This window comes from Nitrospira calida (genome assembly GCF_976986435.1).
In genome coordinates this window covers 1880884-1903308 of the sequence record NZ_OZ335950.1, presented here as the reverse complement: position 1 = coordinate 1903308, position 22425 = coordinate 1880884, and the positions used below count along the sequence as shown (strand labels likewise).

Annotated in this window: 26 protein-coding genes; 9 read left to right on the top strand and 17 right to left on the bottom strand. The window is 61.1% G+C overall.

Translation table 11 applies throughout. The annotated features are described in order from the left end of the window. Positions 1–202: 202 nt before the first annotated feature. The 10 genes from ACWHTU_RS09455 to ACWHTU_RS09410 form a co-directional block, all read right to left on the bottom strand. Positions 203–1621, bottom strand: a complete 1419-nt coding sequence (locus ACWHTU_RS09455) for a class II fumarate hydratase (protein WP_447863338.1) — start codon at positions 1619–1621, stop codon at positions 203–205. 60 nt (positions 1622–1681) lie between these two features. Continuing rightward, complete coding sequence (locus ACWHTU_RS09450; RefSeq protein ID WP_447863275.1) at positions 1682–1993, bottom strand: GYD domain-containing protein; 312 nt, start codon at positions 1991–1993, stop codon at positions 1682–1684. Between the two features lie 574 nt (positions 1994–2567). Then, complete coding sequence (gene groL / locus ACWHTU_RS09445) at positions 2568–4190, bottom strand: chaperonin GroEL (protein WP_447863274.1); 1623 nt, start codon at positions 4188–4190, stop codon at positions 2568–2570. Positions 4191–4344: 154 nt separating this feature from the next. Then, positions 4345–4551 (bottom strand): SPW repeat domain-containing protein, encoded by a 207-nt coding sequence (locus tag ACWHTU_RS09440; RefSeq protein ID WP_447863273.1) that lies wholly within the window; start codon positions 4549–4551, stop codon positions 4345–4347. A 72-nt stretch (positions 4552–4623) separates the two neighbouring features. Then, positions 4624–5094 (bottom strand): Hsp20/alpha crystallin family protein, encoded by a 471-nt coding sequence (locus tag ACWHTU_RS09435; protein WP_447863272.1) that lies wholly within the window; start codon positions 5092–5094, stop codon positions 4624–4626. Positions 5095–5168: 74 nt separating this feature from the next. Further along, positions 5169–5858 (bottom strand): hypothetical protein, encoded by a 690-nt coding sequence (locus ACWHTU_RS09430; protein WP_447863271.1) that lies wholly within the window; start codon positions 5856–5858, stop codon positions 5169–5171. A gap of 159 nt (positions 5859–6017) precedes the next feature. Further along, positions 6018–6422: a hypothetical protein gene (locus ACWHTU_RS09425; protein WP_447863270.1), complete on the bottom strand. Its 405-nt coding sequence runs from the start codon at positions 6420–6422 to the stop codon at positions 6018–6020. A 100-nt stretch (positions 6423–6522) separates the two neighbouring features. Next, positions 6523–6957 (bottom strand): Hsp20/alpha crystallin family protein, encoded by a 435-nt coding sequence (locus ACWHTU_RS09420; protein WP_447863269.1) that lies wholly within the window; start codon positions 6955–6957, stop codon positions 6523–6525. Positions 6958–7197: 240 nt separating this feature from the next. Next, positions 7198–7365: a hypothetical protein gene (locus ACWHTU_RS09415; RefSeq protein ID WP_447863268.1), complete on the bottom strand. Its 168-nt coding sequence runs from the start codon at positions 7363–7365 to the stop codon at positions 7198–7200. Between the two features lie 25 nt (positions 7366–7390). Continuing rightward, on the bottom strand, positions 7391–7843 hold the full coding sequence (locus ACWHTU_RS09410; protein WP_447863267.1) for an Hsp20/alpha crystallin family protein: 453 nt from the start codon (positions 7841–7843) through the stop codon (positions 7391–7393). A gap of 342 nt (positions 7844–8185) precedes the next feature. On the opposite strand from ACWHTU_RS09410, the gene ACWHTU_RS09405 reads away from it, so the two are divergent. The 3 genes from ACWHTU_RS09405 (at position 8186) to ACWHTU_RS09395 (ending at position 9424) form a co-directional block, all read left to right on the top strand. Further along, positions 8186–8584 carry a hypothetical protein gene (locus tag ACWHTU_RS09405; RefSeq protein ID WP_447863266.1) on the top strand — a complete coding sequence of 133 codons (399 nt, stop codon included), beginning with the start codon at positions 8186–8188 and terminating at the stop codon, positions 8582–8584. A 61-nt stretch (positions 8585–8645) separates the two neighbouring features. Then, on the top strand, positions 8646–8783 hold the full coding sequence (locus ACWHTU_RS09400; RefSeq protein ID WP_447863265.1) for a hypothetical protein: 138 nt from the start codon (positions 8646–8648) through the stop codon (positions 8781–8783). Between the two features lie 281 nt (positions 8784–9064). Beyond that, positions 9065–9424, top strand: a complete 360-nt coding sequence (locus ACWHTU_RS09395; protein WP_447863264.1) for a hypothetical protein — start codon at positions 9065–9067, stop codon at positions 9422–9424. Between the two features lie 19 nt (positions 9425–9443). Here ACWHTU_RS09395 and ACWHTU_RS09390 read toward each other — a convergent pair whose 3' ends face one another. Further along, positions 9444–10577 (bottom strand): citrate synthase, encoded by a 1134-nt coding sequence (locus ACWHTU_RS09390; RefSeq protein ID WP_447863263.1) that lies wholly within the window; start codon positions 10575–10577, stop codon positions 9444–9446. Between the two features lie 180 nt (positions 10578–10757). Here ACWHTU_RS09390 and ACWHTU_RS09385 point away from each other — a divergent pair, with 180 nt between their 5' ends. Both ACWHTU_RS09385 and ACWHTU_RS09380 read left to right on the top strand, forming a co-directional pair. After that, positions 10758–11234: a hypothetical protein gene (locus tag ACWHTU_RS09385; RefSeq protein WP_447863262.1), complete on the top strand. Its 477-nt coding sequence runs from the start codon at positions 10758–10760 to the stop codon at positions 11232–11234. A 3-nt stretch (positions 11235–11237) separates the two neighbouring features. Next, positions 11238–11624, top strand: a complete 387-nt coding sequence (locus tag ACWHTU_RS09380; protein WP_447863261.1) for a hypothetical protein — start codon at positions 11238–11240, stop codon at positions 11622–11624. Positions 11625–11643: 19 nt separating this feature from the next. Here the strand turns inward: ACWHTU_RS09380 and ACWHTU_RS09375 are convergent, their stop codons facing one another. Then, on the bottom strand, positions 11644–12015 hold the full coding sequence (locus tag ACWHTU_RS09375; RefSeq protein WP_447863260.1) for a hypothetical protein: 372 nt from the start codon (positions 12013–12015) through the stop codon (positions 11644–11646). Positions 12016–12169: 154 nt separating this feature from the next. On the opposite strand from ACWHTU_RS09375, the gene arsC reads away from it, so the two are divergent. After that, a complete protein-coding gene (arsC, locus tag ACWHTU_RS09370; RefSeq protein WP_447863259.1) occupies positions 12170–12520 on the top strand; it encodes an arsenate reductase (glutaredoxin) in 351 nt (116 codons plus the stop codon). 20 nt (positions 12521–12540) lie between these two features. Here arsC and ACWHTU_RS09365 read toward each other — a convergent pair whose 3' ends face one another. The 4 genes from ACWHTU_RS09365 to ACWHTU_RS09350 form a co-directional block, all read right to left on the bottom strand. Next, on the bottom strand, positions 12541–13455 hold the full coding sequence (locus ACWHTU_RS09365; protein WP_447863258.1) for a GGDEF domain-containing protein: 915 nt from the start codon (positions 13453–13455) through the stop codon (positions 12541–12543). 18 nt (positions 13456–13473) lie between these two features. Beyond that, positions 13474–13815 (bottom strand): hypothetical protein, encoded by a 342-nt coding sequence (locus ACWHTU_RS09360; RefSeq protein ID WP_447863257.1) that lies wholly within the window; start codon positions 13813–13815, stop codon positions 13474–13476. Positions 13816–14022: 207 nt separating this feature from the next. Beyond that, a complete protein-coding gene (gene rnd, locus ACWHTU_RS09355; protein ID WP_447863256.1) occupies positions 14023–15225 on the bottom strand; it encodes a ribonuclease D in 1203 nt (400 codons plus the stop codon). Between the two features lie 5 nt (positions 15226–15230). Then, a complete protein-coding gene (locus ACWHTU_RS09350) occupies positions 15231–15860 on the bottom strand; it encodes a DnaJ domain-containing protein (protein ID WP_447863255.1) in 630 nt (209 codons plus the stop codon). A 213-nt stretch (positions 15861–16073) separates the two neighbouring features. Between ACWHTU_RS09350 and ACWHTU_RS09345 the strand changes: the two genes are divergently transcribed. After that, a complete protein-coding gene (locus ACWHTU_RS09345; protein ID WP_447863254.1) occupies positions 16074–16568 on the top strand; it encodes a c-type cytochrome in 495 nt (164 codons plus the stop codon). Positions 16569–16586: 18 nt separating this feature from the next. On the opposite strand, the gene ACWHTU_RS09340 is transcribed toward ACWHTU_RS09345, so the two are convergent. Beyond that, on the bottom strand, positions 16587–18029 hold the full coding sequence (locus tag ACWHTU_RS09340; RefSeq protein WP_447863253.1) for a malic enzyme-like NAD(P)-binding protein: 1443 nt from the start codon (positions 18027–18029) through the stop codon (positions 16587–16589). Between the two features lie 258 nt (positions 18030–18287). Here ACWHTU_RS09340 and ACWHTU_RS09335 point away from each other — a divergent pair, with 258 nt between their 5' ends. Both ACWHTU_RS09335 and ACWHTU_RS09330 read left to right on the top strand, forming a co-directional pair. Further along, on the top strand, positions 18288–18455 hold the full coding sequence (locus ACWHTU_RS09335; RefSeq protein ID WP_447863252.1) for a hypothetical protein: 168 nt from the start codon (positions 18288–18290) through the stop codon (positions 18453–18455). A 227-nt stretch (positions 18456–18682) separates the two neighbouring features. Further along, on the top strand, positions 18683–22402 hold the full coding sequence (locus tag ACWHTU_RS09330; protein WP_447863251.1) for an aldo/keto reductase: 3720 nt from the start codon (positions 18683–18685) through the stop codon (positions 22400–22402). Positions 22403–22425: the final 23 nt, after the last annotated feature.

Genomic DNA, 22425 nt, shown 5'->3' with positions numbered 1-22425 from the left:
TTCCGGGCGCCCGGCCCGAGCAAAAGGAAGAGAAATCCCAAAATTTCCGCGGACTGTAGCACAGTCTGTCTCGGACTGTCAAAACGAGACGACCCTTTCGTATCGCTCACTCTCGTATCGCTCACTCGCGCAGGCAGCCGGCGGGGCGATGCACATCTTGTTACGGACGACGGAACGACGGAGTTCGGTTGGCGGCACGAGATCAGCCTCCCGCACTGCCAACTGGGCCTCCCGGCTCGGTCATCCGCCAGGGATCCAGTAGTTCGTTCAGCCGTTGCTCTGGTAGGATCTTCCGTTCCCTTGCCACTTCGCGAACGGTCTTTCCCGTGTGGTAGGCCTCTTTGGCGATCGCCGCCGCCGCTTCATATCCGATTTCCGGCGCCAACGCTGTGCACATGGCGAGGCTCTGCTCGATGGAATCGCGGCATCGCTGCTCGTTGGCGGTAATGCCTTCGATGCATTTCTCGGCGAAATTGTTTGAAGCGGCGGCCAGCAGTTCGATGGATTGAAGCAGATTGTAGGCCATGACCGGCAACATCACGTTCAGTTCGAAGTTGCCGGCTTGACCGCCGATGGTCACTGTGACATCGTTGCCGATCACCTGCGCGCACACCATCACCACCGATTCGGCGATCACCGGATTAACCTTCCCCGGCATGATCGAGGAGCCTGGTTGCGTCTCGGGGAGCACAATTTCACCGAGGCCGCAACGCGGGCCTGAACCGAGCCAGCGAATGTCGTTGGCGATTTTCATCAGGCTGACGGCGAGCGTCCGCAATTCGCCGCTCGCCTCGACCAACGAGTCCTGCGCGGACTGTGCCTCGAAATGGTTGGCGGCTTCTTTGAAGGAACATCCGGTCTCCTGGGAGAGCAATGCCAGCACGCGCGACGAGAACTCCGGGTGAGTGTTCAACCCGGTGCCGACGGCCGTGCCGCCGAGCGCGACCTCGCTCAACATCTCTTGAGCGCGCCGCATGCGCGTAATGCCCAATTCGATCTGCCGCGCGTACCCGCCAAATTCCTGTCCTAACCTGACCGGCGTGGCATCCTGTAAATGGGTGCGTCCGATCTTGACGACGCCGTCGAATTCGCGCGCCTTGCGATCGAGGGCCTGGTGAAGGCGCGTGAGCGCGGGAATGAGCCGCCGCTCAATGGTTTCGGATGCGGCGATGTGAATGGCTGTGGGAATGACGTCGTTGCTGGATTGACCCAGATTCACGTGATCGTTGGGGTGTACCAGCTTGCTGCCTCTCGCACCGCCCAGCAATTCGGTGGCCCGGTTGGAGATCACTTCGTTCGCGTTCATATTGGTGGAGGTGCCCGACCCGGTCTGGAAGATGTCGACGGGAAACTCCGCATCGAGTTTCCCGTCAATCACCTCCGTGGCGGCCTGCTTGATCGCCTCCGCCAGCGTGTTGTCGAGCAGCCCCAACGAGGCGTTCACCGTCGCGGCCGCTCGTTTAATCAACCCCAGGGCCCGGATGAATGCGCGCGGGAATCGAAGCCCGCTGATCGGGAAATTCTCGATCGCCCTCGCCGTCTGCACGCCGTAATAGGCATGGGCCGGCACCGCGAGTTCGCCCATCGTGTCCCGCTCGAGGCGAATACCCTCGGGCGGCAGCTGGTGCGCAGGTGCCGGGCGGCTGCGTGTCTGTGTACGGTTTTTCCCACTGGTTTTCATTTACTTGGTCTTGCCTCCCCAGATTTCTCCCAGCAGCTCGCGCCATTCGTCGCGGGAGACCGCCGGCATGGTCGTAATTTTGATATGGCCCAAGGATGAATTAAGGACGGCCGCCTTCATGGCCGCGCGGTTGTTGGGAAACTCGAGAATGGCCACCACATCGTATTCCCCCAAACAGTAATACGCATGGAGCAGCTTACCGCCCAACGATTCGATGTTTTTCTGGACCGTGTCGGACCGGGCGATTCCCTGCTCCTTCATTGTGGCAATCCCGTGTTCGGTGAACTTCACAAGGCTCACATAGATCGGCATGGCGACCTCCTTCCCGTGCTTGCGGAGCGACGCACTTGTGAACAATGCGCAGCGCGCGTAGAACAATGACCATCCGGCGTGCCTTTTCGGTTCCGGGTCAAACAAGCGATAAGCGGCGTCGGTGGCGCCATCTTAGTCGATGGAGCGCCGGCGCTCAAGGCTTTTCTGGGCGCAGCCGGGCCTCCGTTGACAGTCTGCCGGCCGTGTCGCCAGCCGTGACTGCACGGCCAGGAAGCGCTCCTGCGGGGGATCAGGCGTCGAGCGTCGTCGTAGAAGACTGCGCCGGGTATCAAGGCGAAGGCACGCTGCGGGCATTCACACACCGGAGTGTCCGCCGTGAAGTGTGCAAGAACGTGGAGCGATGGTGCCTGCAGTCACGCAGTTGCTTCCGGCTGTGCGCGGATGATGGGTATCGTGACGTTCTGCGCTACGACGTGGAAGCCTGCGTGTGGGAACTAGTGAGGCAGGAACAGAACACGAACTAGCCGGCCGCGAGTGTTGAAGACGGAAAGGGAACAACCGCATCGATGCGGTCGTCCCCTCCCCATTGCCGATCCTCCTCCAAGCTGAACTCTCAGTACAGATCTTCCTCCGGCGTCGGCGGCGCCTTGGTTTCTTTCTTTTCCGGAATCTCCGTCACCATGACCTCGGTGGTCAGCATGAGGCCGGCCACGCTGGCCGCATTCTGCAACGCGCTGCGCGTGACCTTGGTGGGATCGATGATTCCGGCCTCGAACAGGTCGCAGAATTCTTCCTTCGCGGCGTCGAAGCCGAACGAGAGTTTCTCGTTGCGGATCCGCTCCAGTACCACCGAGCCGTCGTGGCCGGCGTTGAGGGCGATCTGTCTGAGCGGCTCTTCGAGCGCTCGCCGGACGATATTCGCGCCGACCTGCTGATCGCCCTCCAGCTTCAAATTGTCCAGCGACGGAATGCAGCGGACGAGCGCGACGCCGCCGCCGGGCACGATCCCCTCCTCCACCGCCGCTTTGGTGGCGTGCAGGGCATCTTCCACTCGCGCCTTCTTTTCCTTCATTTCGGTTTCGGTCGCGGCCCCGACGCGAATGACCGCAACGCCGCCGACCAGTTTGGCCAATCGCTCCTGCAGTTTTTCGCGATCGTAATCGGAGGTGGTCTCCTCGATCTGCGTCTTGATCTGCTTGCACCGCGCCTCGATCTTCTTCTTGTCGCCGTAGCCTTCGACGATCGTGGTGTTGTCCTTATCGACCGTCACCCGCTTGGCCCGGCCGAGATCTGCCACTTTGACGTGCTCGAGCTTGATACCGAGATCTTCGGAAATGGCTTTTCCTCCGGTCAAAATGGCGATGTCCTCCAGCATGGCCTTGCGGCGATCGCCGAACCCCGGCGCCTTGACCGCCACGACGCTCAGGGTGCCGCGCAGCTTGTTCACCACCAGCGTGGCCAGCGCTTCACCCTCGACGTCTTCCGCGATGATCAGCAGCGGTTTGCCGATCTTGACGATCTCCTCAAGCAACGGCAGCAGATCCTTCATCGAACTGATCTTTTTTTCATGGACCAGGATGTAAGGTTCTTCCAAGACGGCTTCCATACGCTCGGCGTTGGTGACGAAATAGGGCGAAATGTAGCCCCGGTCGAACTGCATGCCTTCCACCACATCCAACGTCGTGGAAAGGCTCTTGCCTTCTTCGACCGTGATGACCCCGTCTTTGCCGACCTTCTCCATGGCCTCGGCGATGAGATCGCCGATCGTCCGGTCGTTGTTCGCGGAGATGGTCCCGATCTGGGCGATTTCTTTCTTGCCTTGGCACGGCTTGCTGATCCGTTTCAACTCGGCCACGACGGTTTCGACGGCGCGATCGATGCCGCGCTTGAGATCCATCGCCGAGGCCCCGGCGGCCAGATTCTTCACGCCTTCTCGATAGATCGCTTCGGCCAGCACGGTCGCCGTCGTCGTCCCGTCGCCGGCAGCGTCGCTGGTCTTGCTGGCCACCTCGCGGACCAGTTGGGCGCCCATGTTTTCATACGGGTCAGGCAGCTCGATTTCTTTCGCAACCGTGACCCCGTCTTTGGTGATGGTCGGACTGCCCCATTTTTTGTCGAGAATCGCATTGCGGCCTTTCGGCCCCAACGTCGCCTTCACGGCCGTTGAAAGCTGACGCACTCCGCGCAGAATCGCGGCGCGTGCGGATGCCCCGTACAACAAGCGCTTCGCTGCCATATTCGTCCCTCCCTGCTCTCATGATTCGCCCATTCCGGTCAGTGCGAGCGATCAACCACCCGCGAACCACGCATGACTCCCTACAAACATGACTCCTCCACGCGACGGGAGGCCGGCCACTGTCGACAGAAGCCGGCCTCCCGTGTTGACAAGGTCAGCCTCGGCGTTCCGGCTGAGTCTGCGCTCCCCATCCGCGGTCCCTAAGGGCCTGATAAACCCCGATAAAGCCCGCGATCAACATGACGGCGCCGACGGCGACATCGTTCTGCATCGCGACCGTCGTGTCCGCATAGCCGAGTAGAAAGGGGGCCGCGATCAGCCAGACTGCCACAAAGCTCAATAGCCAGGGCAGGTAAGTCATCGGCGCATCACCTCCTTTCACGTGGGATGGAAAACACGATGAAACCGCGCCTTTGTGAGCGCGTCGCCTGCTTCAGCTCTGGACCGGGATCTTCCGGATTCTGTGCCGGGCTTCTTCCGTCCGCGGAATGCGGACGGTCAACACGCCGTGGCGACAGGTCGCTTTCGCCGCCGCCGTGTCCAGGCCGCTAGGCAGCGCGACCGCTCTCGTCCACGATCCATACCGCCGCCGCATCCAGCCGCCGTCAGATTGTTCCTCTCGTCGCTCGTAGCGAATGTGCAATGCGCCGTCACGAACCGTCACGTCCAAATCACACGGCTCGATGCCCGGCACCTCGGCACGGACAATAACCTCGTCTTCCGTTTCTTCCATATCGAGGTCGCCGTACCAGTTCCTCGCCGGCGACCAGTCCTGATCAAACGGCGCCAGAAAGAAACGATCGAACAAGCGGTTGATGTCATCCCGCAGCGTCATCACCTCATGGGGCTCGACGGACTTTCGCCGCCACGGAATGAGTTCTTTGAGCTTGGAGACCAATGGCATGTGCACCCTCCTTCACGTGCGGTGTCAAGTACGCGCCTCCGGAACGCCGCACCAGAACTCGTTACACCGCAGCCTCAACTGGGGGCGTCCAGCTGCTCACCCTCGGGCGGTCGTGCGGTTCGTGCGGATGTTCCCCGAGGATCCGGCAGCGGAATTGGAATGCTCTGTTCTTTCCTCCGGAGCTGCTCTTGAACGGTTCGGTCGCGGGCTTGCTCGAGCGCCAAATCAGTCATCGTGAGCACAAGCTCGAACTGCTCGCGGCCGTCCGTCAACTTCCGGATTTCAGCCAGGACAATCCGCGTGGCGTCGTCTCTCCACACGGTTCTTCTCATCGAGAAGATGTCACGACTTAAATCATACTCCTCCGCATTTTCGACGACCGGGCGGCCGTATACCTGCTTCAGGCGATCCAACAGGCCCTCGTACCCGCGGGGCAATTGGTTAGGGCGATAGGAAATCGCCTGCTCGTACAGGGCACCGCGATAAAACCGATACGTGACGCGATGGATGTGCGGATCCTGCGATGCCACCGCGACCGTCTCGGTTTGACGGCCATTGGCTTGCACAGCGGTCCTTGCAATCTGAGGATCGGTCCTAACCAGTTCGGTCAGGGCCATCCCCAAACGGGCCCCCTGAAACGACCGCGGCAACACAGAGTTTGCCGGGGTCGGTTCTGCAACTGAAAACTGGACGACCCCCAGTATCAGCGCGACCATTGCCGCGGCCGCGGCCCTCGATGCCGCCTGGGACCACTGACAACGCATAACTGCCGTCCTCCCATCAATCAGGTGCGCCCGCTCATCGCGACCACCGAAAGCGCGGCCACGACATGTGTTCGAACCACTTGACCATCCTTTCTTTCCACTCACGAAACCATTGTAGAGTCATTGCGCCTCCCTCCTTTCCGTATGATCACGCGCCGATCAGATCGCGACACCGGGCAGATGCTGTTTGATGAGGGGCACAATTCGCTCCACGTCCTCCGGACGGAAATAGCCTTTTTGGACCGACCTGTGAAGCAGCTCCAAGGCTTGCTTGGCGTTCCGCTCGGCCGCCAACCGATCCGCGCGCTGAGCTGCCTTATCGGCTTGATGTAAGAAATACCCAACATCGTGAATCGACCGATCGATTGAAGCCTCTCGCCCGTGCCGATTCCCGCCGTTCAGCGCCGACCGGGCCAGGGTTTCTTCGACGTGCTGGATCCATGCGCTGTCCAGCTTCAGGTTATAGGCGTCCTGGGCGGCCTGCAGCGCCGGGACTGCAACCCACCCCGCCACCAACCATCCCGACAATCCACTGACCACCAGTCCGAGGTTTAGCCTTGTCACGATTGCCTCCAGTGATCGTGGTGCCGGCGCTGGTGTCGATACAGTTCACCTGCGCCGGCGCGACAACCTGAATTCGCTGAACTCGTCACACCCACTGCTGTTACTGTGCCTCGATCATGATGCGGCGAGGCTTCATGTCCTCATACTTTGGGAACGTGATGGTCAGCACTCCCTGCTTGTACGTGGCGGTGGACTTGCTATGCTCTACATAGGAAGGCAATCGGAACGAGCAAGAGAATGGCCCCGACGTGAACTCGTGCGTGTACCATGTCACGTCTCCTGACGGCTCACTCTTGCGCTCCCCCTTAATGCACAGCAAGTCATGCTCCACCTGCACGTCGATCTGGTTCGGCTCCATCCCCGGTAGGGCGAGCTGCACATAGAAGTTGTTCGCGTCCTCGTAGACGTTGCAATCCGGCTCCCATGCCGACCGCCAGCGGCTCACGGCACGAACCGCTTCATCGAAGAGCCGGTCGATCTGGGCGTCGAACGAGGAATCACGGAACAAAGTGGGAAGCTGGGTAGCCCAAGTCATACCGATCCCTCCTTTCTGTAGTGGCAGAAGTGAAATCACAGACCGTGACGGAGGGGCTCGGGGAGAGACCAGAGGACAGGAGCTGACGAACACGCCATCCCGAATGCGGGCCTTTCACCGAACCCATCCGGCACAGCTTGCCAACTCGACATCGCAGATAACACCGGTTCGCCGACCGTCAAGAGGATACCGGCCGACCTGAAACCGACCCATGAGGCCGGTCCTGGTGGACCAGAATCCTTAGGCTGCCTTGCGGAGTTCGTGGGTCGGCGTCTCCGCTTCGCGTTGAATCCCCACGGTGGACACGGTGGTGGACTGGGACAATGCGGTCCAGATACTTGTCGCCAATACGGCAGCCGCTCCCATCAATGCTAAAGTCGCATCGATTAGGGAACTTATCTCCATCATCGTGTTCACCTCCTTCCGTACGTGTTCAGGCAACCTTTACTTCAATGGCCTTTGGCTTCGCCTTTTCCGACTTCGGCACGTGCAGGTAGAGAAGCCCATCCTTGAATTCTGCAGACACCTTGCTGTCGTCCACGGAGTCCGGGAGAGTGAAACTGCGCATGAACGTCCCGTATGATCGCTCGATCCGATGGTACTTTCTCCCTTTTTCCTCTTTTTCTTGCTTGCGCTCACCTTGGATCGTCAGGACGCCTTCCTGCAGCGTGACCTTAATGTCTTCCTTCTTCACGCCGGGCAATTCGGCTTTGATGAGATACTCGCCTTCTGACTCGCTGATGTCCACGGCCGGGATCCAGTCGGCGACAGTCAGAGCTTCCTTGTTGTTGTCGCGGCGAACCGACGGTCGGCCGAAGACCCGATTAAGCCGTTCGGACAACTCTTCCAATTCGCGGAATGGATCCCAACGTGCCACGGTGCTCATACTCGTGTTCCCTCCTTTCTGCTGTGCCACAGATCAGCAACGTTGATTTTTCATGGTGAAATCCAACACTCAAAACCCAAAACCGACGACGTGCATCAACTAAATTAAACGCGCGGCACCGGCATATCGCGGCACACTCTCGAATAATCTTTTTTCGACGCCCGTCAAGAGGACTGGCCGACGGCTTTCTTGTCCCCCTGCCCCACGGGTTGACTTTCCTTTCGGCGGAATTACTCGTTGCAATGAACTCCGCTGCGGGTGCCGTCTTAGCCGTTGCGGCGCCCGCAGGAGAACCCTGCTTAACCATCAACCGGTAACCCCTAAACCAACAAGGAGGGACATATGACGAAGAAGAAAAATATTGTCGTTGCGGTGTGCGCGCTGTCCCTGCTCATTGGCGGGGTAGCGCTGGTGTCTTCGGCGGCCAATGCCGCGCCGTGGATCTCGGCGGCCGATTCGTATTCGGCCTCCTGGGTGAACGAAATCGAAAAAGAACTGTATAAAAAAGAATACCAAACGGTGTTCATGAACGATCCCAGAACACCGCAAGCGTCCGTGCTGAGGCTTTTGAACCGGGCAGCTGCCGCCTATGAAGCTAAGAACGCGCAGCTCGCCGAGCAGTTCATCCGCGAGGCGATCAGCGTGTTAGAGCAGGGTGTGGCGAAAAATTACTATGTGCAGTCAGACATCGAGCCCATCGTGAATTTCATCAAGCAGCATGCGCCGGTGAAACTGAGTTGACAAGGACGCCGGGCCGGATGAGCCCCTCATCCGGCCCGGCCAAAAAAGGAGGTGAAGAAGGATGTACACCGTTATGGCCTTGCTGGGTTTGATGCTCTTGACATGGGCCGCAGCCGTGTGGGCCACGTATGTCGAGGAAGAGGAAGGGGTAGAAAGCGAAGCGGCTTCCGACCAGCGGTTGTTCAAAAAATCTGCATGATCGGCAGCGTGAGCGGCACGCACGGAGGATGGCGGCCTTGATCAGCTTTACACCTGATCGAGGGCACGACAGCTGTGACCTGCAAAATGAAATCCGGGCTACCTGCCTGGATTCAATCTGCCGAGTCAGCGGGGATCAATGACTCTTAATGACTCTTCTGTTTCTGTCGGAGCGGGGACGAAATGGCCGAACTCCTGGCAATCGGCGCGATGGCGGGCTTGATCCTGGTTGTGGCAATCGCAATGTGGCGATTTCTGCTGTTGTTCGAGTAGGGAGCCGTCATGGACGACGAAGGATTGTACGCGGACAGATATGTTGAGTTCCTGGCCCGTCGAGCCAAGGCGGCAGGATATGACTTCGGCCAGGGACCGCCGGGGAATATTCCGCCGCCGACGGTCATCTTCGCCAAGCCCTTGCGCTGGTGGACGCTCGACCGCCCGCGACGCCTGGCCGCGATCCTTGCCGAGCGGGACCGGTTGCAGAACGAGATTCTCGCGCTGGCCCAGGGAACCCCCGGTCGTACGGAGGCGGTCGCCCTGCGACCACCGCATCGAGTTGCCCGCGAACGGAACATCGACGCCTTTTCTGAGAAGGAACGCGCAAGGCACGGTTGCCCCGAGGAGTTGCGGCGGGCAGCATGAGGGTGCCCGTGGAGTCGGCCTATCGTTGCTCGATAGGGATGTAAGGACGATTGTGCTCTCCCGCATAGATTTGGTCCGGGCGAAACAGCTTGTTTTCCCGGAGTTGCTCCAACCAATGTGCCAGCCAACCCGCCACCCGGGCGATGGCGAAGACCGGGGTGAACAGGTCCACCTCGATGCCCATTTTGTCGTAGATGATGCCTGAATAGAAATCCACGTTGGGATATACGCCTTTCCCTTTAAACACCTCTTCCGCGACCCGCTCCATTTCCACTGCGACCGCGTAGAGCGGCGACATCCCGCATTCCATGAACAAGCGTTCGCATAACCCCTGCAGAATGGTGGCTCGGGGATCTTTGACCTTGTACACGCGATGGCCGAAGCCCATGATCCTTTCTTTCTTGGCCAGTTTGGCGTCGAGGTACGCTCGGACCCTTGAGGGATCGCCGATTTCCCTCAGCATCTGGACGACTTCTTCGTTGGCGCCTCCGTGCAGCGGGCCTTTCAGCGCTCCGATCGAAGACGCGACGACAGTGTAGGGATCGGCCAAGGTCGACGCCGTTACCATTCCTGTGAACGTGGAGGCGTTCATCGTATGTTCGGCGTGCAGGATGAGACAGTCGTCCAGAATTTCCGTCCAGAGCGGACTCGGGACTTTTTCCGTCAGCATATAGAGAAAATTCTCGGCGAAGCCGAGGTCGTCGCGGGGGGGAATGTAATCGTCACCGCGACGCAACCGCGCCCAAGCGGCGACGATTGTCGGCAATTTCGCGATCAATCGCACCGCCGACCAATAATTGTTGTCGACGTCCTTGACGTTCCGGCCGGGATAGAACATGCCCAACACCGCCACGGCCGCCTGCAGCACGTCCATGGGATGGCCGTGCTCGGGCAGACACTTCATCAAATCCACGATCCGGAACTTGATCCGGCGATGAAGCGTGATGTCTTCCGTCCACTGCCGCATTTCCGCCTGGGTCGGCAGATGGCCGAAGAGCAACAAATAGGCGGTTTCCAGGAACGAGGACTTGGCGCACAACTCTTCGATGCGGATTCCGCGATACTCCAGGATGCCTCGCTGTCCATCGACGTCGCTGATCGAAGACTTGGCCGCGGGAACGCCGGCCAGTCCCGGCATGAAATCATGCGGCATGAGGGGCCTCCTTGCTACGACCCGGGCGGCGACGAACGGTCCCGGTTTCCGTCGCAATCCGCAACCCGTGCGCTGGATTCTAGGAGGACACCTTTTCTACGTCAAGGAAACGTCATGCCTTGAAATGCCCTCCCTCGCTTGGCATACTGAATTTATGGTTGAGCCAGGGGGAAATGCCGCATGTCAGGTTTCGTGCGGGTAATGATTGCGGTTGGAGTGGTGGCGTTATTCGCGGGCGGGCTGACGTTCTGGCGCCTGCATGAGCGTCCGGCTTCATCCCCGGCGAAGGTCGTCGGGTCGAGCGCGCTCAGCCACGGTGAGCCGATCGCGCCGTCGACCATGCCCGCGGCTCCTTCTCCGAAGCGACTTCCCATTCTCCCCGGACAACGCGCGATGTTGATCGAGATGCCGCCGGCCGAAACGGAGGTCGATCGGTTCACCGAGCCGGTCTCCGTTCATCCGGACGAGAGTCTAGCGGCAGGACGTCCAGGTACCGAAGTGATCGTGACCAACGTCGAGACGCGTCCGGCTCCCAACGGCCGCGTCGAACAGTTCTTTCAAGTCAGGTTTCCTGACGGCAGGTCGGCGTGGGTACATCAAGACGTACTCCGGATGCCTGCGCCGCAGGACGACTTCGCGTATACTACGGAGAGGTGACCGGTGAGGCGCATTGCCCAGCTGTCCGTGTCCGGCCTGTTGCTGGTGTCGTCCAGTCTAGGAATTGCGGCTGGTCAAGGAGAAACCGTCGCCTTCGCCGTAGTGGCGGAGGCGCTAAAGGACAAGACACACGTCTCGGCAAAGATTTCAGTGGACGGCGTCGTGTTCGACGGCAAGTTGCTGCCCGTCGAAGCGGTTCAGAGCAACCTCGCCTGGAAGAAACTGGAAATCTGCCACGCGCTGAAATTGGAGGGGGTACGGGTGGCGGAAGGGTTCAAGGTAACGTCGCTCAGAGTGATCGACGCTGGCATGCTGCCCATGGGCCTGCAAGGCTTCGCTGGAGACTGCCTGATCAAGAAAGCCGTTGAAGTGGCGCCGCTCGTAGACTGAATGCTGAGTTGGGCTGCACTCAAGCCGTGCAGTCCGGACAGACGGTTGGCTCCTGCTCGGAGTGATATTCTTCGGCGGTCAGCGGGAAATATTGTTCGCACACCGAGCAGGTACGGATCTCGAAATAGGCGACGCCCTTGTCATCGATCTCCGTCGGCAGCAACAGTTCCGCCGGGTCATAGCCGAGTGTTGCACCGTCTGAAAATTTCACCACCGCCAAACGAATGTTGAACAGCTCGAAGGTCGCCTCCTGCCCTTTCCGTTCCGGAACGTGGCCGAGCACGAACACCGGCTGCCCCTTGCGTTTGGTCTTCAAGTCCCGGAGGGTCCGCTGCGTTGGCGTGGCGCAGGCGAATTGGCCGCTGGCATCAGTGGTTCCGACGCTGGGCATACTGGGTTTCCCATGCACACGGAAATGAGATCTGCAAAACGAGAAGCGGAACGCGGCGCCGACTCCGGCCCCGCGGTTCCCTGCGCTACTTAACATAGGCGAAAAAATCGCGTCAAGGCGGGTGCCGAGCCGAAACGAAGGGAGGAGCCGCGCGGTGACCGACCTGATCATCTATCAGAAGCCGACATGCACGACCTGCCGCCAAGCGGTGCAGTTGCTCAAAGACAGCGGAAAGCCGTTCACGGCGGTGAATTATTACGAGAAGCCGTTTACCCACTCGCAGTTCAAGGAGCTGCTGAGAAAAGCCGGGCTTTCGGCCAAAGACGCGTTGCGCACAAAGGAGGAGATCTATAAGAAGCTGGGGTTGGCCAAGAAGCATCTTTCGGAGGACGAGCTGATCGACCTGATGATCAAGCATCCTGATCTGATTCAGCGGCCGCTGGTCCGAAAGGGCGACAAGGTCATATTGGCGCGACCGGCGGAGAAAGTGAAAGCCCTGCTGTAAGCAAGGTAGGCGCGCACGGGTTATCCGGTCCAGTGCTCGCGTTCCGCGCCGGACGCGACTGCGCGGTGGACGTGACGAAGTGGCGTGGGAGCTGCTTCTTGTGCCAGGTTCCCGCCCTCCACTTTTGCCCGATACAACGCCCGGTAAGCCGTCCTGATCACGACATCCGGTGGGATACTGGCATCGTGCTGATCCGCGACGCCGATGCTGATCGTGATCGGCAGTTCTTTCGACGTCGAATCTGTGCCGGTTCGGTGGTCCCGCTGCTTGCGGACCTGATCCTGCCTGCGCAGGACAAGGTCCGCCAGCGTTTCGCCCGACGATGTGCCGGGAAACAGTACGGCAAAGTTCTCGCCCGCAAGGTGATAGACTTGTCCTCTTACAGAGAGACCGGCGATGGCCGCAGTGACTCGACGGAGGATCTGACCGCTTGCCGCTAGCCCGTGCGCGTTGTTGTACGACTTGAGCTGGTCGATTTCGATGACCGCCACCGAACAGTGGCGCTCCAACTCCTTCAACGCCGTATCGAACGCCTGCCGTCCCGGCAGGCCGGTCGTCTCGTCGACATACGTGGCCTTGTACGAGGCTTCAAGCAACGTGATGGTGAGAATCAGGCCCGCGGTCGCAAAAAAATTCGTCGGCTTCCAACCGTACTGGGTCCCCTGCAGCGCGATGAAGACGGCCATCATCGCCCACACAAGTCCGCTTTCGATGGTGTTTCTGCAGACGATGAAGCGGGACGCCTGCAATGCCAGGGCCGTTCCCGATGCCAGCAACGCGGGCTGCGCGATTGGCGTCCAACCGGTGAGGGCTCGGTCGACATAGGCAAACTCTAACGACGCCGCGAATGCGGACGGTTCCGTGCGATAGAGCCCGATCAGTAACGGGGGTTGAAGCAGCATGAGCGCGGCGCGGATCCCCGTCCGCCGAGTCACCAGGCTGTCTTCCCTAATTTATATTGTTAGGGACAGCGCCAGCAGGTTCAGCGGGAGCAGCAACGCGGCGGACTGGAAAACGACACGGCCGACCTCCGTCATCGCGGCCCCGCCATCCGCCAAGAGCCACAATGCCCGGTCGGCCAGGGTCAGCACGAAAATGGCGAGGACGATCCGGCTACGGTCGAACAACCAGCCGAACAGAAGCCCGAACGTCAGCGTGATCAGCGGAAAGATTCCGATCAGCGGCTGAAGCCAGCCCGGCAATCCGTTGGGGCGCAGAAAGCCCAGGGCGAGGAGCAGGATCAATCCGCCCAGCATGACGAAGGAGCAGACCAACTTCCACACTGACGCGCCCACCGGTTCCCCTGTCGATGGCGTGCGCTGTTGTTTGTTCCACGCAGCAATGCCAGAAGCGTACCAGGGACGCCACGGGAACCGTACGGAATTGACGCCCGTCATGCAGGATTTGGTTGTCGCCGACGGGCCGTGAGGCAAGCGGTCACCGGAGCTGGCAGGGCTGAAGGGCGGGACAGACAGGCGGGTGTGCTCTTTCGAACGGAACGGTCAGACGCGGTCCTGCGGCGTTAATCGCAGCGCGCCGGTGGTCGGGTCGACGGAGACCGCAATGGTTCCGGCGAGCACGCCGAGCAGCGTCTCCCCGGCCAACCTGCGTCGCCACCCGCTCAGAAGAGGAAGGTCGGGATGCTCTCGACGGCGTGCAGCTTCGACCAATGTCTGAAGATCCGCTGTGGTGGCCAGCAGCGTGGGGGCCATATCCGCTTCGACCGCCAGGGCTTTGAGGACGGCCTGCAGGAGCTCTACAAGGCCGGCCGATTCCGGTTCGGGTCTGCGCTCGCGAGGAATAGCCGGCCATGCCGACGGCGGCAGGGCCGACGCGTCGCGAATAACGGCCAACAGGGTCTCTCCGTGACGTTCGATTTCAAACGGATGCAGTCCCCGGACTGAGCGTAACTCTTCCCGGGTCGTGGGTCTTTGGCGGGCGAGCTGGAGCAGCACTTCGTCGCGCAGCACGCGCCCGCGCGGAGCGTTGCGTTTCCGCGCTTCGGCTTCGCGCCAAGCCGACAATTCGCGCAGCACGGCGGCAGCCCGCGGCGTCAGGCTGTCCCATCCGCGAATGCGCCGATACCGCTCCTGCGGTTCTTCCACCCGCCGCCCGACGGCTTCCTCCAGCCGCGAAAATTCCTCACGCACCCAGTCGTGCCGGCCGAGTTTCTGCAAACGCGATCGGAGATGGTCATGGATCGGAAGAAGGAACTGCACATCCTCCAACGCATACGCCAATTGCTCCCTGCTCAGCGGGCGTTGGCTCCAGTTGGTGAACGTGTGCGACTTGGCCAGCTTGGTTCCGTGAAGCCGTTGCACGAGATGCGCGTATGCCACCTGGGCACCGTACCCGACCATCGCTGCGGCGATCTGGGTGTCGAAGAACGGCGTCGGGACCCGGCCTGCGTAGGTCGTGAACAGTTCCAAATCCTGCCGCCCGGCGTGCAGGACTTTTTCGATGCGAGGATCACAGATCACTTCCCAGAAACAGTCCAGCTTGCCTTGGGAGTGAAGCGCGGGAAAATCGATGGCGGCGACGACCTCGTCAGTGGCGACTTGAATGAGCTCGAGGCGAGGGACAAACGTGTCTTCCCCCACGAACTCCGTGTCGAGCGCCAAGCGGCTGCTGCGGTGGAGGCGGCCGCAGAGCCGTTCCAGGCCGTCGGAGTCGGTGATGTAGTGCGATCGGAGAGAATCCGTCAACGGGGTCATTCCGTCGGATTGTACCGGGCGTCTTGCGCGCCAGCCGTCTCGGTCGCGCTGGGGCTCAGGTATTCCTTGAGAAACTGATAGGCTTCGATGATTCGGCGCAATTCTGGTTCGGAACTGCGGTCGCCCTTGCGTGCGTCCGGGTGGAGCTTCTTGGCGCGTTCGCGAAAAGCGGCGGTCACTGCGGCCAGCGAGCTGCCATATTCCAACCCCAAGGCATCGAAGGCTTCAGTCGCATTGGTGATTTCGCCTCGCCCGCCGGACGGATCTCCGCCTCCGCCGGCGGCCTTCAGAAAATCCGCCAGGCTGATCCGTCGGCGACGGCGCCGAGGGCGCTCACGCGCTTCGCTGTCCAATTCTTCCCAACGCTCTTCGATGAACTCCAGCCGCGCCTCAAGACGAAGTGCCCCGGACAAATCGCAAACATGCGGCAGTTCTTCTTCGATCAGCTTCAAGCTCCGGTCGATTTCCTCCAGGCCTTGTTCGATCCGAAAGTAGCTGTCGACGCGTTCCTGCATCATGTGGTCGATGGCGAAATCCAGACTGTCTTCGGTTTTGAGACGCAGCGCCTCGATGCGTCGGCGCATCCCGGTGCGATACTGGGCGAGTTTGGCAGCGGAAAACGGCACGATTCCTCGTCGGGAACGCTGGCCCGATTCCGGTGGCTGGCCGGTCCGCATTCTAGCACAATCGGATGATACGCCACATCGCGACGCGGAGGGCGCCGTCCGCGTCGGCTCGGTCTTGCCGGCACACGAAGCCCGGTGGTAGACTCCCGCCCCGCCGCCGTCAGGCCAGGCGATAGCTTCACCTTAAAATTTCACTCTTGTCATGGAGGCGTCATGATCGGTGTGATGCGAGTGGTTGCGATCGGGATGGCAATGATCACGTGGGTCACTTCGGGCTATGCGGCCGATCCGTCCGGCTACGGTCAACCGGGGGGAGAATTCGATATCAGGATTCCGCGCGTACCGGCGGATCAGTTGGCCGCAGCGAAGGCGACGAAGCCGCCCTTCGCGCCGACGCCGGAAGTGCTTGCCGAAGGCAAAGCGATCTTCCTCGGCCGCGGCACCTGCTTTCAGTGTCACGGTCCTGAAGGAAGAGGGGATGGAGACGCGGCCAAGGTGCTTCCGATTCAGCCGCGCAATTTTACGAATCCCGCATTCAAAAAGCTCCGGACGCCCGGCGAGCTGATGTGGGTGTTGAAGAATGGCAGCCTGGGGCAATCGGGCAAGGTGCCAGGAACCGGCATGCTGCCCATCGTCGGGCAGTTCTTGAGTGAAGAAGACGGCTGGAAGGTCTTGCTCTACGAATTGAGTCTCGGGGGAACGGAGTGACTCCGGGTTAAGGCGTGTTCAGTCTCTCGGCGTGTCGTCGCTCGGTCGGGAGCGGCGACGCGCCACCCCTGAGTCCCTGGCCGCCGCCGCCACCGCCTTCGCGACTCTCGGCACGACTTCTTTATCGAAGACGCTGGGAATGATGTAATCCTCGCTGAGCGCCGTCTCCGGCACCACCTCGGCGATGGCTTGCGCGGCCGCCAGCGTCATCGCCTCGTTGATGTCCCGTGCCTGCACGTCGAGCGCCCCCCGAAAAATGCCGGGAAACGCCAGCGCGTTGTTGATCTGATTGGGGTGGTCGGAGCGGCCTGTGGCGAAGATCCGGCAACGGGGGACGGCTAATTGGGGGGCGATTTCCGGATCGGGATTAGCCATGGCGAACACGATCCGGTCCGGCGCCATGAGGTCCAGGTCCTCGGGTTTCAGGATGTTACCAACCGAAAGGCCGATAAACACATCGGCGCCGCGCAAGGCGTCCTGCAGCGTGCCTTGAGGCCGATCCTTGCGGATCCATGCGCTCAGATCGTCCCTGGCGGCGCGGAGCCGGTCCGCTTCGCCGGCCAGCACGATCCCCTCGGGCTCGCATCCGATCAGGTGCGAGACGCCAGCCGCCAGCAACATGCGGCTGCAGGCGGTTCCCGCCGCGCCCAGCCCGTTCACCACCACGCGAATTTCGTCCATCCGCTTGTTGACCACCTTCAGGGCGTTGGTCAAGGCCGCCAGGATGACGACTGCGGTGCCGTGTTGATCGTCGTGCATGACCGGAATATCGAGCGTAGCCTTGAGCCGTCGCTCGATATCGAAACAGCGAGGGGCGCTGATGTCCTCCAAATTGACGGCGCCGAAACCGGGGGCGATCCCTTGGACAATGCGCACGATCTCGCCAGCATCCTGGGTATCCAGGCAGATCGGCCAGGCATCGATGCCGGCGAATTCCCGGAACAGCATGGCCTTGCCTTCCATCACCGGCAGCGCGGCGAAGGGACCGAGATTGCCCAACCCCAGAACCGCTGAGCCGTCGGTCACAATGGCGACGCTGTTGCTCTTGATCGTGAAGGCGTAGGCTTTACTCCGATCTTTCGCGATGGCTTCCGCCACGCGACCGACGCCCGGCGTGTACACAGTGGAAAGGATGTTGCGGGTGCTCAGCGGGAATTTGCTGTGAACCCGGATTTTGCCGCCGAGGTGCAACAGGAAGATGCGGTCCGAAGCCGACAGGACGCGGACGCCGGACAAGGTTCCCAGCCGTTGCAGCACACGCTCGCCGTGGGTCTCGCTCTGAACATCGAAGGTCACATCACGCACCATTTTCTCGGCGCTGGCCGAGACAATGTCGACGGCGCCCAGGTTGGCCCCCTCCTCGGCCAGTGCGGTGGCGACTTGGGCGAACATGCCTGGTCGGTTGACCAGTTCCAGACGGACAGTCAAGCGGTAGTTGGAATAGGGACCGATATCATGCATAACATCGTGTCATCCGAGCGTTTTATCGAAAGAGTACCACATCTTGACGCTTCAAACCCAATAGCTAGGGTCAGTGGTCTCGTGGGAAACCCGGTCGTGGGCCCCTTCTTTAGGTGACACTGTGCGCTTGCTAGACCCTAAGCCTCGTCCCGTAGGAAGGCAGTTGACTTTTGCGGAAGTTTTAGATTACCGTACCGCCCCATCCGTCGCGGCGAATTTTTACCATACACTTCACGTGCCGAAAGGAGGTGACTCATCATGAAGCGGATCATGACGGCGTTCTTGGCACTCGCGATCCTCGTGGCCTTCACCGCTCCGTCCTTTGCCGGTGAAAAGAAGGAGGAGAAAGAGAAGAAGGGCGGTAAGCTCATTCAGCTCGTGTACGGTGAGGAAAAGAAGGAAGAGAAGAAGAAGGGCGGCAAGTAAACGGAAGGGCGGTTCGGCACTTCACTCTCTCCATACTTGCGTTCTTGGTTGGCCCGCATTCCGGCACCTGGGGAGGCGGGCCAATTTTTTGCGCCCCGACAGCCGGCTTCTTCGTCTTCCCATCCGCTCCCGCTTCCGCAGCGCGATCCTCGGCGAACCAGGACCGAGGTCACGGACAGCCGAAGCAGCCGTTGACCCGCGTCAAGGGGGATGCTACGGTGAACACTATGTCATCCGAACACACGGGCCGTCAGCCCAATCGGTTGCTTCAGGAAACCAGCCCATACCTCCTTCAGCACGCCTATAACCCCGTGGACTGGTATCCCTGGGGCGAGGACGCGCTCCGCCGCGCGCGCGAGTTGAACCGTCCTATTTTGCTTTCCATCGGCTACTCCGCCTGCCATTGGTGTCATGTCATGGAACGGGAATCGTTCGAGGACGAGGAGATTGCCCGGTTCATGAACGAGCACTTCGTCTGTATCAAGGTGGACCGGGAAGAGCGCCCGGACCTGGACGACATTTACATGCGAGCCACACTGGCGATGAATCACGGACAAGGCGGCTGGCCCATGACCGTGTTTCTGACGCCGGAGCAGGAGCCGATTTTCGCCGGGACCTACTTTCCACCGACAGACCGCTGGGGCCGCCCCGGTTTCTTGACGGTGCTCAAGAAGGTGGCCGACTTCTGGCGGAACGATCCCGAAGGCCTCCGCCGACAAGCCGCACACCTGACAGCCCGACTGAAGGAAGAAGTCCAGTCCGTCAATCCTATGGCGGTCGGAGAAGCTGAACTGGACGCGGCGGTCGCTCAGTTCGCCGAAGACTTCGATCCGCGATACGGAGGGTTCAGCGGAGCCCCGAAGTTCCCGCCGGCCACGGGCTTATCGCTCTTGTTGCGGAGTTACCATCGCACCGGCGACCCCCACACGCTCCACATGGTGCGCAAGACCCTGGACGCGATGGCGGCCGGTGGAATGTACGATCAAATCGGCGGCGGGTTCGCCCGCTATTCCACGGACGAACGCTGGCTGGTTCCCCACTTCGAAAAGATGCTTTACGACAACGCCCTCCTGGCCCGCACCTACATCGAGGCGTACCAGGTTACCGAGGATGCAAGCTACCGTCGGATCGCCGCGGAGGTTCTCGACTACATTCTGCGGGAGATGACCTCCCCGGAAGGCGGGTTTTATTCTGCCACCGACGCGGATTCGGAAGGAGTTGAAGGGAAATTTTTCGTCTGGACGCCCGAAGAGATCCGCGCCGTCCTTCCCTCCGACGCAGACGCGCGCCTCTTCTGCGCGTATTACGATATTACCGCCGCCGGCAATTGGGTCGAGCCTTTGGCCTCGACGTCCCATAAGGCTGTGAGCATTCCGAATCGCCTTCGCCCAGCCGACGAAACGGCGCGTGAACTGGGCCTGTCGGTTGAAGAACTTGAAGCCGCCGTCGCCCGCCTCCGGCCAATCGTGTACGAGGCGAGGCGGAAACGGGTCCCGCCCGGGCTTGACGACAAGATCATCACCGCCTGGAACGGCATGATGATCGGAGCGATGGCCGAAGGGGGCCGGGTGTTCGGCGAGGCACGCTATCTCCAGGCCGCCCGACGAGCGGCGGATTTTCTGTTGTCGGCGCTCCGTCGGCCGGACGGCGGGGTGTTTCGGACGTATCGCGCGGGCCAGGCACGCGGAGCCGCGTTTCTGGAGGACTATGCCTGGCTGGCCGACGGGCTCATCGATTTGTATGAAGCCGGCGCCGAAGAACGGTATCTCAACGAAGCGGTTCGTCTGGCGGAAATCATTGTCACCGAGTTCGCCGACGACGAACACGGCGGGTTTTTCACCACGGCCAAGGACCATGAACGATTAATCCTGCGCAGCCGTGAAGGCCCGGACGGAGCCACGCCCAGCAGCAACGCCGTCGCCGCGTCCGCGTTGGCCCGGCTGTCCTGCCATTTCGGACGGGAGGATTTTCGGCAGGCCGCCGCGCACGCGATTCGCGCCTACGGCCGGCAGATTGCCCGCTATCCGCGCGCCTTTGCCAAGAGTTTGGCGGTGGCGGATCTTCTGCTGCAAGGGCCGGTCGAGTTGGCGCTGGTCGGTCCGCCGGGCGAAGTGGCCTATGAGCGACTCAAGGCCGAGATGAACCGCCCGTATCTGCCCAACCGGATCATCGCCCATTGGGATCCGACGCGCGAGACAACCAAGCACCCGTTGCTGCGTGGAAAAGGGCTGGTGCAAGGTCGCCCGGCACTGTACATTTGCCGGAACTTCTCCTGTCGACAGCCGATCACCGACGCCGCCGAGGTGGCCATCGCGTTAACGCGCGAAGCGACGCCATCCGGCCGGGACCGACCCGTCTCCAGGACCTTGACCGGCGTCCGGCTCGCCGGATGCGCGACCCCCGGAGGCACTGCCGCCTTCGCGGTGCGGGCGATCAATCGCGCGGCAGCCTTTCGTGATCTTTCCCACGGCTATACGTCGCTGGGGTCTACCGGGTTGACCGTCAGCCGGCTCGGTTTCGGCACCTACCGAGTCAATTTGCAGGACCCGGCCCATCGCGCCGCCCTCGCACAAGCTCTCCGCCAAGGCTGTAACCTGATCGACACGTCCACCAATTATATGGACGGCGACAGCGAACGACTCGTCGGGTTGGTGTTGGCCGATCTGATCAAACAAGGCGAACTCGCACGGGAAGAAGTGGTCGTCATCTCCAAGATCGGCTATGTGCAGGGAGAGAATCTGAAACGGGCGGAGGCCCGCGAGAAGGCCGGCAAGCCCTATCCCGAAATGGTGAAATACGGCGAAGGCGTCTGGCATTGCCTGCATCCCGACTTTCTGGCCGACCAACTGACCCGTTCATTGGATCGCCTCGGATTGGACACGCTGGATGTCTGTCTGTTGCACAATCCGGAATACTTTTTGTCCGATGCGAAACGGCGCGGCGAAGCGGATGCGGCGTCGGTGCGCGATCGGTTCTATCGGCGGCTCGAAGCGGCCTTCCGGTACTTCGAGGCCCAGGTAGCGGCCGGGCGGTTGCGCTGGTACGGCGTGTCCTCCAATACCTGCACGGCCCAGCCGGATGACCTCGAAGCGACCTCATTGACGCGCATGCTGGAAGCGGCCAAGGCCGCGGCGGCAGCCGAAGGACGGGAGGAGCACCGCTTCCGGGTGATCCAATGTCCTATGAATCTGTACGAGACCGGCGCGCTTTTCACTCCGAACACCGGTTCGGACCACCAGCTTACCTTGCTCGAGGCAGCTAGCCGGGAAGGCCTGGCAGTCCTGATCAACCGTCCGTTGAACGCAATCCCGTCACAAGAGGGCGGCATCGTGCGTCTGGCCGACTTGCCGATTGAGCGGCAGGAGGTCACGTTCGACGAACAGCGGCAACGAGTGGTCGAGCTAGAAAAAGAATACCGGCTCGACATCGCCCCGCACGTACCTCACGGCGGTCACGGCATGGCGCCGGCGGACTATTTCGCCTGGGCCGACCAACTGGCTGAAATCCGGCCGCGGATCCAGGGGCTGGAGCATTGGGAACAAATCGAGACTCAGATGATCGCGCCGCATGTCAACCAAGTGGTGCGGGCGCTGGATTCGCTGTTGACGGGGCCGCCAGCGGAACGCTGGGAAGTTTGGCGGGACCGCTACGTGCCCGAACTGTTGACGCTGCTGAAGGAAATGCGACGCGAAGCGACCGAACGGAGCCGCAGCAGAACCGCCGCGATCGCGCGCACGATCGATCCGCTGCTGCCGGAGGAGCGGCGCAAGGAATCCCTGTCGCGCAAGGCGCTGTGGATCTTGGCCAGTACACCCGGCGTCACCAGCGTCCTCTGTGGTATGAGAACTACGGCGTATGTCGAGGATGCGCTTGGCGTGCTCCAATGGCCGCCGCTCGCCGAAGTTCGCCGGGTGTATCAGACGTTGCGGGAACGTGCGACGAGCTAGAATTTTTCTTGGAGGAGGTATCG